Raw genomic sequence first — 12,162 nt, forward strand, 5'->3', positions numbered from 1 at the left:
TTAGTATTTATAATCTTTTTTTATGTTTAACGAACCGCACAGCGGTTTGGTCCAATTTCCATTTCGCGCTGTTTTTCATCATCAGGGGTGATTTTCCCCATATTCGTTTCGCGGATTTCTTGATATGCGTTTGGCTGAGGAGGTAAGTTTCCCGTAACCAACTCTCTGAATTCTGTTTCGTCAGCAATGTTCAAACCATGATTTTCAGCAAATAACGTTCCTAGTTTCTTCGCAACACTTCCGTCTTCATTTAATTCTTCAATGATCATAAAGTGAGATGGCAGTACAATTAACTCGTTTGATAATTCTCTATAGCGAGTATAAAGTGTTTCTCTCAAGTCTCCTACCCAATCCTCAGCCAATCCTGCTAAGTCTGGTCTACCAATGGAATCGATGAATAGAATATCTCCTGAAAGCAAGTATTTTTCATCGACTACAAATGAAGTGGAACCAATCGTGTGACCCGGTGAGTATAGAGCATGAATATTGATAGCTGTATGACCAATCGTAACCACATTTCCGCCTTCTAATGGCTGATATTCAAAAGTTACTTCTGTTGCATCTTTTGGTGGTAGCCAGTAAGTTGCATTTGAACTTTCTGCTATTTGTCTTCCACCTGAAATATGGTCAGCATGTAAGTGTGTATCAAATACGTGAGTGATCTTCGCTTCAATACTATCGGCAAAATCAAGGTAGATATCAGTCATTCTTGTGGAATCAATAACTGCTGCTTCACCATTAGAAACGACCATGTAAGATAAACAACCTTTACCAAGACGTACAAATTGATAGATTTCTCCGCCATTATTCAAATCCCCAATTTTCACTGGTTCTAAGTGTTCACTCCATGCTTTCATTCCGCCCTTCAAATAGGAAGCATCCAGCCCTGATTCAGATAGCATTTCAGCAACCATAATAGATGAGCCTTCTTTTGCACAGACAACTAAAATTTCTTTATTTGCTGGAATTTTATCGATGATTTCTTCAACGCCATCTAGTAAATCAAAGTAAGGGATATTAAGGAATTCAAATTTCTCCCCTTCAATTTTCCAATCGTTAAAATCACTTTCATTTCGAACATCCAAAATAAATAATTCATCTTTATTGATTACTTTCTTTGAAACCTCTTTGGCTGTCATTTCATTCAACGTCATATATATACCCCCTATAGTATTTAATATTTCAAAATTTTTTACCTGAATTAAAAGGTTAAAGTTACATCCGCATCTTTCGCGAATTCTAAAAATGTAACAGCTCCACCGACTTCGATACCGTCAACGAGAGCCTCTTTTTCCAAGCCCCTAACGTCCATGGTCATTTGACACCCAATAAACTTGACTTCCATTTCTTGTGCCATAGAAAGCAACTCTGGAATAGAAGGTACATTAGCTCTGGCAAATCCTTCTGCAAAATGTTCCTTACCTACTGGCATCGGTAGTTGTTGATTGGCCTCTTTATGAATTAAATTTAAGCCTTCGAATGTAAAGAAAATAGCTACTTCTTGATCCGTTGCTGCAGCTGCTGTTGCAATGTTAAATACTTTATATGCGTCAAACAAACCACCGTTACTAGCGATTATCGCTACTTTTTTAGACATGATATGTTCCTCCATTTTTAGAATTATATGTTATTCATTCACTGATTTTTGGGTAGGACCATTCCATTGGCTCATGCCCGGTTCAACATTAACCACATGTTTAAATCCAGCAGCTGTTAGTTTTTGTGCAGCTAGGTCACTTCGGTTGCCGGTTCGGCATATGACAAAAATCTCAGACTCTTTATCAAGTTCACTAAAACGTTCTTCTAATTCACCCATTGGAAGGGATTTAGCAGATGGAATATGATTAAACGCATATTCTGCCGATTCACGTACATCAAGTACTATCGTGTTTTGATCTACTTCTATTTTTTGTAGTAGTTCTTCATTTGAAATAACTTTTTCATGCTTCTTTTCTTCTTGTTCTTCTCCACTTGCTTTCCGAAGATAATGTTTAAGGGCGGTTCCTTCTTCTACCGTACCTAAATATTGATGACCTGTACTTTCTGCCCAAGCTTTCATATCGGCAGTTGACCCTTTGTCAGTCGCTTGAACTTCCAGCACTTCTCCTGCTTCTAGGCCATTCATGGCTTTTTTCGTTCTTACAATCGGCATTGGACATGCTAACCCTTTTGCATCTAATACGGAATTTGTTTTTATCATTTTTTTTCCTCCTCGATTTTAATAGGGGTGGGGGTATCTAATAAATTGAAATTATTCTATTGGACCTTCCCATTCATTCATACCGCCCATCATGTTCATCACTTTATATCCATGATCTTCAAGTAACTTTGCTGCCCTTGCACTTCTGCCTCCTGAACGGCAGACCATGATATATTCTTGTGATTTTTCCAAATCTTGCATTCGAAATTCCACTAGCCCCAATGGAATATGCATCGCATTTGGTATTTTCCCTGTCTTTACTTCATCTACTTCTCTCACATCAATAATATTAATTGTCGAGTTTTCTTTTAATAATGCAGCCACTTCATTTGGTAAGATTTCTTTCATGATAGTAATCCCTCCTCATATTATTTCCAAGCGCTCATACCGCCTTTTACGTTGGTAACTTCTTTAAATCCAAGTTTTTGTAAGGTCTTACTTGCTTTAGTGCTCCTCATTCCACTTTGGCAGATGACAACTACTTCTTTATCTTTTGAAAGTTCTTGTGCTCTTTTATTAAGTTCGAATAATGGAATATTCTTAAACTCCCTTATGTGATTACCCCTATACTCATTTGGAGTACGGACATCAATGAATTGCTTGTTTCCTTTTTGACTTAACACAGCTTTTAACTCTGTCGTATTTATATTCTTAATTCCCTTTGCAGGGACAAATTTCTGATATAAAAACCAAGCGATAGCTCCAATTATTATGACATTAAATGCTGTTCCCATTTTAGTATCCTCCCCTCCATATCATGAAATTTACTCTATTTCACTTTTATTGCTTAAATAAATAGGTTTACATTACCATCTTCTGCATCAGCTAGATAAGCTGCCACACCCGCATATTCAATCCCCTCTAATAATTCCGCTTGTTGCAAGCCCAATAAATCCATTGTCATCGTACAAGCTATTAATTTGACCTCTTGTTCTTGAGCCAACTCAATTAAATGAGGCAGTGACATGGCGTTATGTTTTTTCATTACATGTTTAATCATTTTAGGGCCCAATCCAGCAAAGTTCATGTTAGATAACCCCATCTTATCAGAACCGCGAGGCATCATTTTTGCAAACATTTTTTCAAGGAAGCCTTTATTTAATGTCGATGGCTCATCTTTTCGTAAAGCATTTAATCCCCAGAAAGTATGGAAGATGGTTACTTCATGATCATAAGCCGCTGCACCATTTGCAATTATATAGGCAGCCATGGCCTTATCATAATCACCACTAAATAAAATGATCGTTGTTTTTTTCTTTTCAGTCATTAATGTTTTCCCCCTTGATTCCCAATTACCCATACGGGTATATTTTTCATTAAAAAAATATTCTTTTATATGGATACATTGTTTAATACCCCTATGGGTATATACTATTGTAAAAAGTTTAATTCGTCAACCCTCTTCTTTTGAAATATTATAAAAGAACACCTCTTGAATGATCCCTGGAAGGGTTAGTAACCATACAGAAGGATATGCTCCATGATAACCTTATCCACCTGTATGTTTTAAACCATAGATATAGGTAACCTATCTTTATTAGATTAATCGACTTTTTATTTAACCGGTCCATGATTGATTTGAGTTAATCCTTCATTCACTTCGAATATTTTCCCATTAACTGTCCCAATTCCAAATCCTTTTAACCGTGCTGTGTGCATAGTTAAATATTTTTGAGCTGATTCTTTGGACTCGAACAGATAAATACCACCAGCTTCCTTTGCCTCACTATCTTCAGTCCAAATTTTCCAAATCATTCCTTCTTCATCATTGATGCTTTTTGCTAAATCAGTAAATTGTTCAACCATGTCGTCACCAAATGGTCCATCCATTTTAAAATCCACTTGTAAAATATATGCCATTTTTAAACACTCCCTTTTTAAGTAAGAAACATTATTTAGTTGAGTTTGTTGTAATCGTGTCCAACTTAATATAATTTACGCATTTTCGGGAATAATAATCTAGAATGTTATTTACAGATGCCTTACTATTTTTATCTGCTTTTTATCAATAACTCAACAGCTTCTTTAACAAGATGTTCAGTGCCTTCACCTTTCTCGATGTTTTCCCGAACACACTGTTCAAGGTTGGCACTTACAATAACGCCCATAGTCCTATCAACGGCATTTCGTGCAGCAGACAACTGTGTAACGATATCTCTACAGTCTTTTCCTTGCTCCATCATTCCTAGAACTCCTTTTATTTGTCCTTCTATTCGCTTTAACCGATTGATGACGCTTTTATCGTATTCCATATTCTACCCACCTATCTATTTACAAACACAATCACTAATCTCATAACTGGTTACCTTAATTCCCTTTCCAATTAAGTAGCGCAACCCCAAGTTCACTTCTATTTTATCGGAAGCAATTACATGAATGTTTTCATGTGGGATTTCTTTATTAAAACGTTTCAAATATGCATAAGGGATATTTAAAGTATCTCTATTGATATCATCCCGTTTTTGATTATAAGCCCTTATATCTAATAAAATGAGACCATGATCTTCATTCTTTTGGCAAGGAACGTTTTTAATAGGAACATAACGTTTATACAAACTCGGGACCAAAATAACTACAAATATTATAAGTAATAAATAAATCACAGCCCACCACCCGTATCAATTTCTAATATTTGCTCTTCTACTCTTGAATTGGCGCTTTACTCGTAAGTTTGCGCACTTTACTCGTGAGTTTGCGCATTTTACTCGTGAATTCATGCGCTTTACTCGTGAATTCATGCGCTTTACTCGTGAGTTTGTGCTTTTTACTCGTGAATTCATGCGCTTTACTCGTGAATCGGTGTTGCCTTTCTCGTGAGTTCATATTATACCTATAGGGGTATATTGTCAAGCAGTTTACTCTCACTTTTTTCAAACTCTTTCCGTATATATAAAGAAGTGTATATTATAAAATATGATAGATGTTTTTTCTTTATTTCATAGCTGTGTTCGTAAGCATGGACTTGTATTGGAAGATTATGAAACCACAGTTAATCGTTTCAGGGATTGAATAAATGCCTAAATTAATTAATGAAAAAAAGAGACCATCTTTTATAATAATTAAATCAAGAAAGTGAATCATAACCCCAAAATATTGGATCATAGACGAAAAAGAAAGTGCTTAATCTCAGCACTTTCTTTTTTAAAATTCTTAGTCCATTTTATTCTCTATACGCTCTTATCCATACATGAAATCAGTCGGGTCTCTATATCCTTTGCCAATGCCTTTATATTGTCATTTTCTATCATGTTAAGCATGGCTGTTGGTTTAGGCATCCCGATTTTTGTTGTATCTCCATCCTTGTACACCACTATTTTACACGGTAAAAAATAGCCGATTAAAAGATCTTCCGAAAGAACACGTTGGGCCTCTTTTGGGTTGCATACTTCTAAAATTGTATATGGAGTATTGAAGTCCTGTCCTTTTTCTTGGAGCTTTTCAGTTAGATCGAACTTCCATAATACACCGAACCCTTCTTCTTTTAAGCTTCTTTCAAGAGTTGCTATTGCTTCGTTTATGTTCTTAGGTGTGTTAACAGTGTAGTCAAACAATATTTCACCTCCAAATTTCAGTCTTATTTTACATTTCCCTAGATTCCAATGATAAACACGCAAGTTTCATAAAGATATTTATTTTACTGATTAACAAAAGCTATTAAAACAAATGAAAGCTACCTAAATGGCAGCTTTCATCTAATTCTTACATGGGGTTATTTTTAATCTTCAATTATTTCAGTACCATATGAGTTGTCGATTATGCAACGCCAGGTACCCATGGAATCCTTTTTAAATACATATGTCGCGGTTCTTTCCATAGAGAATTCGGAATCGTTCTTTTGATTTGCACGAAGCTGTGCTTTTGCCACAGCCAATGCGTATCACCCGTTTCGATTATTACCATCTTTTCTTGATTGATGATTAAAATAATCAGCGATGGCGACGAATTCCCAACTTATTTCTTCTTTTCCTTTGGCGAATGTTCCGGGTTTAACAACTAAGGTTGCATCCTCGGAATAGAAATCATTAAATGATCGAAATCCTCGTTATTTATTGCTTTGTCTGCATTCTTTATGACTTGTCCAGCTCATGATTTTGCATATTCACCACCCGATACCATAGGTGGAAATCACTCCCTAATCATGTGGAATGAAAGGAGAAATTTAATAGAATTATCCCCCCTCTCCTTCTTTGAGACTGGATCGCTAGTAACCATTTATACATGGGGGACAATCATTTTTCCTCCTTTAACTTATTAAGGCCATCCTGAGTTTTTAATTTGCATACAAGCGATATTGGTCACTTAATGTCTCACCATTGCCGTAAATATAGGCTTTTGACCCGGATGTATAGGAAGAATCGTCGTACTTCCACTTGATTCTGAGACCCATGTGTCCGCCTGCTCCATATGAGTTCTCGCCATTCTTTTTAATATATTGTGAGAAACTAGCCCACGTCTTAGGGCCAACCACACCATCCACTTTCAGATGGTTTTCTTTTTGATATTTCTTTACACCCGCTTCCGTTTTCGGCCCAAAAATCCCATCAACGTCAACCACTGCTGAATCAGTATAAAAACCCATGACATTGAGGATATACTGCATATTTCTGACTTCTACCCCATGAGTGTCCTTCCGCAAAATCGAGTTTTTATCCCAGCTTTGCGGGTGGTGGAATCCTCCAGCAGATGCTGAAGCGGTGGAAAAAGATATACCCAGGGCTATTGATAATACTACCAAACTAATAAGTAATTTCTTCATAGCGCCATCTCCCTCTTTTTTGTGCATTCAATTCACTTTACTAGTTCCCCTCAGATTTTATATTCCCCTTCCGACCAATGTCCTGTTTTTATTTTGAAGCTGTTAAACAAACTAAATCACCAGAAGGACCATAGAATATGGATAAGTTGTACGAATACTTAAAGCATTAAGTAGATCCAAACTCTAAACCCAAGGTTCTTTGATAGATAAAAGAGTATCCACCATTTGGATTCATTTATTATCCGTTCACGACTCATTTCCTTAGTTTCAGGTACACAATTCATTTACAGATAGAAGTTAAAAAAAGGGAGGTAATTCACACCAGTATGGAGAATATGTGAATAAAAGTCGTAATGGAGTGTGAAATATGAAAATAAAAGAGCTATTAGATGAACTATCCGTAACTGGAAATACAATAGCAAATATCGCACAGGACAAGGTAGGCATTGGAGAGAAACGATTAAAGAACGCGTTACACAATGCTGGATATGAATACAGGAACAAAAATCCGAAAGGCTGGTTTTATGCAAAAGAAGGGAGAGAACCCCTTTATCATTCAGTGTTTGAGTTCATTGAATCAAAAAATAGTTCACCTAATGTGAAACAAAGTTCACCCGACCTAAAAGATACTTCACCAAGAAGTTCACAACCTATCACACTCGATTTGAAGAGTGTAAGAAATGAAGGAGAAAAATATATTCACACCGTTTTCACACCGGAAGAAGTAACGATATTAAAGGAACTGATAAAGGCATATGTCCTTGATGACCAGCAAGATAGTCAAAGAGATGATCTTTATCAAAGGGTAGTCACTTTAGAAAAAGGCACCAAAGTAAGAAAAACGATTGTCATTAACGAAGAAGTTGGGGCATTGCTTGATAGGTTCGCAGATCAACAGAAGTTAAATAAGTCCGACATAATTGAACTTGCCATACTAGATTTAATTAACAAATACAAATAACTCCACGGCAAGTTCTACTTTATGGCTCCCAGCAAGCCCTATACTGTAATTTTGGGTTCCGGTGCAAACCCTCAAAATTTGTCAAAATGAACAAAAATTATACCGAACATTTCAGCTTTCAATACTCCTAGAGAGTAGTTACCCTTCACAAAAGTGGCTCTGTATGAGTCTTTTTGCATCAGACTGATCTAAACAAGGTAATATTCATTGAACACCAAAAATTTTGAAATAGTAGACGATCTGATATAGTTCCTGTGTACTTCTCAGAGTAGATTTTACATCATTCTTCTAATGCTTGAAATTATACGCCAAGTCTTAGCTAATTGTACTTACCCTTGCATGCCTATATATCATGGCAGTATCTCCACTTTTACACCTTATTTATGCCCCTAAATTACACAAAACCTAACCATTACTACACTATCAAAATGGGGTCAGTACTTTTAGGTTTTGGGTAAGGTTAGTTCAAAAAAAAAGAGACTGACTTTAAAAAGTCAGTCTAAGGTGACGTCAGGTGCTTCCCCACGTCTTATATATATTATGCAAATGTTTGGACACGCGATACTCAATCTTAAGTTATGACTAGTACATTTTTGTTCTTTGTCGAACACCTTATCTTTTATGCTAATATATAAACAACATAACTTCTTCTATACGTCTATCACTTGGTAAGGCTAGATATTGACAAGGTTTTGTTATATGTTATTAATATTATACATTTAACAGCAAGGTTATTTTACAATGTTTACCCATTCACCAATGCTGATATATTATGTTCTTTCACAGAAAAAAACTACTTTATATTGAAAGTTGATAAAGGGGGATGTCTAATGAATATAAATAGACTATTAAAACATCTTCTAAATGCTTTTTTCAATAGAGATTCCTAAAAATACTAATGAAGATGAAAATAAGATTGAAGAATTAGTTAAAGAATTGGAAAGTGAAGGAAAAATCAATTTAAGAGGATGTATTCAGAGAGAATGCTTGGTTTATTTACATGGAATGATTAGATATGCACCCGAATAATCGGGTGTTTTTTTATTAAGGGCATCGAATTTCTTTTAACCGCCACCTAGTTTCATAAAGAACTGAAAAGTAACAGATTTATTATCATCCCACGGCATGGAAATCAAAAAATTCTGATTAGCTTTCACTTGGTTCCATTCTTTTCCCTTCTCAGCGTTTATTTTTAGGAAAACTAATAATCATTTACCTTTGATAAAATTTCTAAAATTATCGTAATCAGTCTTAATGTAATGAAATACCTTTGCGTTGCCGTCATGATCTGGATGAGTTATTTTTAATAACCCTTTATATTCTGCTAACAATTCTTTGTTACTCGCCATTTTTGCAAGTCCTAATTTTTCACTATAATCATTTGAATGATTATTCGAGACGAAATTGTAATTGTCTCTTTTGTTTTCTTTTACTTTTATCAATTCATTACGCAATTCAATATTTTCTTTTAATAAATCCTTTGTTTCTTTTTGTAATTTACTTTTCTCATTCTTTAGTGTTACAACTTCCTTTTTACACTTATCTCTCTGCTGAATCAATATTTTTTTTGCAGACTCATGAAGTTCTTCAATTCCTTCTATATGCTTATCTTGTGCTTGTATTTTTAATTTTAATCGGTGAATAAGCTCTTCCTTATGTTGATCAATACGATCATTTATAGACAGCTTTGAAGCTGTGTCATTAATTATGTATCCAGTTTCCCTATTCCCGTTTCCCTCATATTTAATCTTACCTTCACGCAGCCAACGTCTAACAATTTGAATACTAATACTTTCTGTTATTCCTGCATCTTTTAAAAGATCAAATGCTTGATCAGTGTCATCAATTATGTATCCAGTTTTTCTATTCTTGTTTCCTCCCTCGTATTTAATCTTACCTTTACGCAGCCAATGTCTAACAGTTTGAATACTAATACTTTCTGTTACTCCTGCATCCTTTAACAGGTCAAAAGCTTGATCTGTGTTCATGATGTTCCCCCTTTCACTTTTATTACGCCATGTAATGTTACATTGAGTGATATTACCCTATTATAAGAAAAAATGAGTCGTTTTTTGTACTTCTTCGCAACGAATTAAAAATATTTTTTAAGCAATCAATTATATGAATGAGTTAATTCAAGACTTTCATTTTCACATTTTTAACGCCCCAATTTAAAGCATCCTGCTCATTAGGAATAAAGATATCTACTCTATTTCCTTTTATAGCACTGCCAGTATCTGCCGCTGTTGCGTAGCCATAGCCTTCCACATACACTTTTGATCCAAGTGGGATAATAGATGGGTCAACAGCTACTACTTTTGCATCCGGATTTGCTTTTAAGTCGATTCCAGTCGCTGTAGTGCCGCTACAGCCTTGACAATCAGCAGTATATGCAGTTGCTCTTACAGTAATCTCTTTTTCTATGCTTGATTGATTCGTAGATTCACTGTTAGATACTGTTTTTTCTTTTTCTTCTTTTTCTGCTTTTTCAGCTGGTGCTGCTGGTTTTACTTGCTCAGCTGGCACTGCTTGTACAGAATTCTGTTCAGGCTTTACGCTCGCTGCCTTTTCTTTGTTTGCCACAGGTTTAATAACTAGTTCCTGTTTCGGATGGATTGTATCTGAATTTAAACTGTTCCAAGATTTAAGGTCATTTACTGATACATGATTTTTGTCTGCAATAGCCCATAACGTGTCCCCGGACTTAACCATATAATGCTTTTCTTGAGAAATATGTATGGTTTTTCCTGCATAAATTGTGTCTGACGATAAATGGTTCCAAGACTTAATTTCTTCTATTGAAACTTTATATGTTTGAGATATCCCCCATAATGTGTCTCCATCTTTCACTTTGACATCTTCTGCTTGTACCGGAATAGTGAATGCACCGGATATTGCAGCCGCTGCTGCTAACGATAAGATTGATTTTTTCATATGTTGTTACCTCCTTGTAAGCTAGTTAAATAGCTAATTTTTTCAATAATAGCATAGTTATTTCCTATACAAAGAACAAACAGATAAAGAATAGATGACAGATATCACAGGAGGATAACGAAAAGATATCAATATTTAAAATAACGCTAGAATAATTAACCTTATATGTCCGTCATATCTAAATCACGACACCAATGGCCAGTTTGGTTAATTGCCACCTCAACTGGACCGTACCATTCAACAGGATATCTTCCAGAAACACAAGATATATGGTCCAACATTTTCATAGAATTACAATGGATTTTGTCGGACAAAAGGTGGTTCGAAAAGTCCTTATCATGAGTTATAAAAAGGAAGTGGATCTTAATTCAAGCACTAATCCTTTTAATATTCAACTATGCTGCCACGTTCAACAATAAAAAGCCGTCATATGACGGCTAAGATTCAAAATGACACCCTTTTAATTCTACTTTTTGACTGTACAAAATAAGTATACATTCGCATGGGATCACGTCACGAGATGAAATATTATCCCATGTGAATGTAACAAAGATAAATCACTACACGAAAAAAATGGTTCTAGTGAAAGTACTTCAAGAATTGCAAGCATATGTCTAACTCCTTTATTGCTGCATATGTAATTCACACTGCCCTTATCCAGAAAGTAGAAGATTGTAATTAATGGATAAGGCAAAAAAAGAAGATGATTCAGTTCATCTTCTTTTCTTTGTCTATTAATCGCTACCAGTCACAAATAAATCTTCTTTAAAATAGGCGAGGACCTTGCCAGCTTCCACTTGTTCCCCCTCAAGGACTTCCAATGATTCTACCTCACCGCTTACACCAATATCAATGATTTCCACACGTCCATCTGCCGTCTTAATATGGAACAATGGTTCCCATTCGTAGAATCCGGAATTTCTGGTTATTAAAACTCTTTCAACTTTACCATGACAAGGACTAAGAATCACATCAAAATACATATACACCATTCCTTCCTTTAGTATTCTTCAAAATGAAATTGGGATTGTAAGACTGACCTGAGAAAGTCTTGAAATTCAGGAATATCTTCTAGTTCAATGCCAAGCTTTGGAGCCCAGTACTGATCTAAATTAATATCATCGGCACACAATAGGATCATTCTCCCGTTTTGAAGGGAGGTGACCATTGCTTTACCGCAAAATTGAGCCGAGTAGGCAATAGTCACATCATATCTATAATTTTTTGACAATAAGCAATAATGATGTATAGCCTGGTTTTCTTTATTTTCGGAAATAATATCAAAATTCAACTGATTGCCTCCATTCTTGT

Annotated in this window: 16 protein-coding genes and 1 pseudogene; 1 reads left to right on the forward strand and 16 read right to left on the reverse strand. The window is 35.4% G+C overall.

All coding sequences use genetic code 11. From position 1 onward, the window contains the following. Positions 1-26: 26 nt before the first annotated feature. The 12 genes and pseudogenes from ACQKMR_RS17790 to ACQKMR_RS17845 all read right to left on the reverse strand — a co-directional run bounded on the left by ACQKMR_RS17790 (position 27) and on the right by ACQKMR_RS17845 (position 6,956). On the reverse strand, positions 27-1,154 hold the full coding sequence (locus ACQKMR_RS17790; protein ID WP_427698479.1) for an MBL fold metallo-hydrolase: 1,128 nt from the start codon (positions 1,152-1,154) through the stop codon (positions 27-29). 47 nt (positions 1,155-1,201) lie between these two features. Continuing rightward, a complete protein-coding gene (locus ACQKMR_RS17795) occupies positions 1,202-1,597 on the reverse strand; it encodes a DsrE/DsrF/DrsH-like family protein (protein WP_427698480.1) in 396 nt (131 codons plus the stop codon). Between the two features lie 30 nt (positions 1,598-1,627). Beyond that, the gene (locus ACQKMR_RS17800; protein WP_427698481.1) at positions 1,628-2,200 is read right to left on the reverse strand and encodes a sulfurtransferase TusA family protein; all 573 of its coding nucleotides are present in this window, start codon (positions 2,198-2,200) and stop codon (positions 1,628-1,630) included. 51 nt (positions 2,201-2,251) lie between these two features. Next, positions 2,252-2,548, reverse strand: coding sequence for a rhodanese-like domain-containing protein (locus ACQKMR_RS17805; protein ID WP_427698482.1), 297 nt, complete (start codon positions 2,546-2,548; stop codon positions 2,252-2,254). Between the two features lie 20 nt (positions 2,549-2,568). Next, positions 2,569-2,934 (reverse strand): rhodanese-like domain-containing protein, encoded by a 366-nt coding sequence (locus ACQKMR_RS17810; protein WP_427698483.1) that lies wholly within the window; start codon positions 2,932-2,934, stop codon positions 2,569-2,571. A 53-nt stretch (positions 2,935-2,987) separates the two neighbouring features. Next, positions 2,988-3,467: a DsrE/DsrF/DrsH-like family protein gene (locus ACQKMR_RS17815; RefSeq protein WP_427698484.1), complete on the reverse strand. Its 480-nt coding sequence runs from the start codon at positions 3,465-3,467 to the stop codon at positions 2,988-2,990. A gap of 287 nt (positions 3,468-3,754) precedes the next feature. After that, on the reverse strand, positions 3,755-4,060 hold the full coding sequence (locus ACQKMR_RS17820; protein ID WP_427698485.1) for a monooxygenase: 306 nt from the start codon (positions 4,058-4,060) through the stop codon (positions 3,755-3,757). Between the two features lie 131 nt (positions 4,061-4,191). Further along, positions 4,192-4,452, reverse strand: coding sequence for a metal-sensitive transcriptional regulator (locus ACQKMR_RS17825; protein ID WP_427698486.1), 261 nt, complete (start codon positions 4,450-4,452; stop codon positions 4,192-4,194). A 15-nt stretch (positions 4,453-4,467) separates the two neighbouring features. Continuing rightward, a complete protein-coding gene (locus ACQKMR_RS17830) occupies positions 4,468-4,803 on the reverse strand; it encodes a sulfurtransferase (RefSeq protein ID WP_427698487.1) in 336 nt (111 codons plus the stop codon). A 564-nt stretch (positions 4,804-5,367) separates the two neighbouring features. Next, on the reverse strand, positions 5,368-5,751 hold the full coding sequence (locus ACQKMR_RS17835) for a DUF302 domain-containing protein (RefSeq protein WP_427698488.1): 384 nt from the start codon (positions 5,749-5,751) through the stop codon (positions 5,368-5,370). Between the two features lie 164 nt (positions 5,752-5,915). After that, a pseudogene (locus ACQKMR_RS17840) lies at positions 5,916-6,271 on the reverse strand (YybH family protein). 199 nt (positions 6,272-6,470) lie between these two features. After that, positions 6,471-6,956 carry a peptidoglycan-binding domain-containing protein gene (locus ACQKMR_RS17845; RefSeq protein WP_427698489.1) on the reverse strand — a complete coding sequence of 162 codons (486 nt, stop codon included), beginning with the start codon at positions 6,954-6,956 and terminating at the stop codon, positions 6,471-6,473. A 367-nt stretch (positions 6,957-7,323) separates the two neighbouring features. Here ACQKMR_RS17845 and ACQKMR_RS17850 point away from each other — a divergent pair, with 367 nt between their 5' ends. Then, the gene (locus ACQKMR_RS17850) at positions 7,324-7,917 is read left to right on the forward strand and encodes a hypothetical protein (protein WP_427698490.1); all 594 of its coding nucleotides are present in this window, start codon (positions 7,324-7,326) and stop codon (positions 7,915-7,917) included. Positions 7,918-9,125: 1,208 nt separating this feature from the next. Here the strand turns inward: ACQKMR_RS17850 and ACQKMR_RS17855 are convergent. The 4 genes from ACQKMR_RS17855 to ACQKMR_RS17870 all read right to left on the reverse strand — a co-directional run bounded on the left by ACQKMR_RS17855 (position 9,126) and on the right by ACQKMR_RS17870 (position 12,142). After that, positions 9,126-9,905 carry a hypothetical protein gene (locus ACQKMR_RS17855; protein ID WP_427698491.1) on the reverse strand — a complete coding sequence of 260 codons (780 nt, stop codon included), beginning with the start codon at positions 9,903-9,905 and terminating at the stop codon, positions 9,126-9,128. Positions 9,906-10,047: 142 nt separating this feature from the next. Further along, on the reverse strand, positions 10,048-10,851 hold the full coding sequence (locus ACQKMR_RS17860; protein WP_427698492.1) for a LysM peptidoglycan-binding domain-containing protein: 804 nt from the start codon (positions 10,849-10,851) through the stop codon (positions 10,048-10,050). Positions 10,852-11,585: 734 nt separating this feature from the next. Continuing rightward, positions 11,586-11,834 carry a hypothetical protein gene (locus ACQKMR_RS17865; protein ID WP_427698493.1) on the reverse strand — a complete coding sequence of 83 codons (249 nt, stop codon included), beginning with the start codon at positions 11,832-11,834 and terminating at the stop codon, positions 11,586-11,588. Positions 11,835-11,851: 17 nt separating this feature from the next. Next, positions 11,852-12,142: an SAV0927 family protein gene (locus ACQKMR_RS17870; protein WP_427698494.1), complete on the reverse strand. Its 291-nt coding sequence runs from the start codon at positions 12,140-12,142 to the stop codon at positions 11,852-11,854. Between the last annotated feature and the right edge of the window lie 20 nt (positions 12,143-12,162).

Origin of the sequence: Peribacillus sp. NPDC096540, assembly GCF_050278525.1 — a bacterium.
Taxonomy (GTDB): domain Bacteria; phylum Bacillota; class Bacilli; order Bacillales; family DSM-1321; genus Peribacillus.

What these genes read in the sequence shown, in the direction of transcription:
- ACQKMR_RS17790 (WP_427698479.1), bottom strand. Translation starts at nt 1,154, where the DNA reads ATGACGTTGAATGAAATGACAGCCAAAGAGGTTTCAAAGAAAGTAATC.
- ACQKMR_RS17795 (WP_427698480.1), bottom strand. Translation starts at nt 1,597, where the DNA reads ATGTCTAAAAAAGTAGCGATAATCGCTAGTAACGGTGGTTTGTTTGAC.
- ACQKMR_RS17800 (WP_427698481.1), bottom strand. Translation starts at nt 2,200, where the DNA reads ATGATAAAAACAAATTCCGTATTAGATGCAAAAGGGTTAGCATGTCCA.
- ACQKMR_RS17805 (WP_427698482.1), bottom strand. Translation starts at nt 2,548, where the DNA reads ATGAAAGAAATCTTACCAAATGAAGTGGCTGCATTATTAAAAGAAAAC.
- ACQKMR_RS17810 (WP_427698483.1), bottom strand. Translation starts at nt 2,934, where the DNA reads ATGGGAACAGCATTTAATGTCATAATAATTGGAGCTATCGCTTGGTTT.
- ACQKMR_RS17815 (WP_427698484.1), bottom strand. Translation starts at nt 3,467, where the DNA reads ATGACTGAAAAGAAAAAAACAACGATCATTTTATTTAGTGGTGATTAT.
- ACQKMR_RS17820 (WP_427698485.1), bottom strand. Translation starts at nt 4,060, where the DNA reads ATGGCATATATTTTACAAGTGGATTTTAAAATGGATGGACCATTTGGT.
- ACQKMR_RS17825 (WP_427698486.1), bottom strand. Translation starts at nt 4,452, where the DNA reads ATGGAATACGATAAAAGCGTCATCAATCGGTTAAAGCGAATAGAAGGA.
- ACQKMR_RS17845 (WP_427698489.1), bottom strand. Translation starts at nt 6,956, where the DNA reads ATGAAGAAATTACTTATTAGTTTGGTAGTATTATCAATAGCCCTGGGT.
- ACQKMR_RS17850 (WP_427698490.1), top strand. Translation starts at nt 7,324, where the DNA reads ATGAAAATAAAAGAGCTATTAGATGAACTATCCGTAACTGGAAATACA.
- ACQKMR_RS17855 (WP_427698491.1), bottom strand. Translation starts at nt 9,905, where the DNA reads ATGAACACAGATCAAGCTTTTGACCTGTTAAAGGATGCAGGAGTAACA.
- ACQKMR_RS17860 (WP_427698492.1), bottom strand. Translation starts at nt 10,851, where the DNA reads ATGAAAAAATCAATCTTATCGTTAGCAGCAGCGGCTGCAATATCCGGT.
- ACQKMR_RS17865 (WP_427698493.1), bottom strand. Translation starts at nt 11,834, where the DNA reads ATGTATTTTGATGTGATTCTTAGTCCTTGTCATGGTAAAGTTGAAAGA.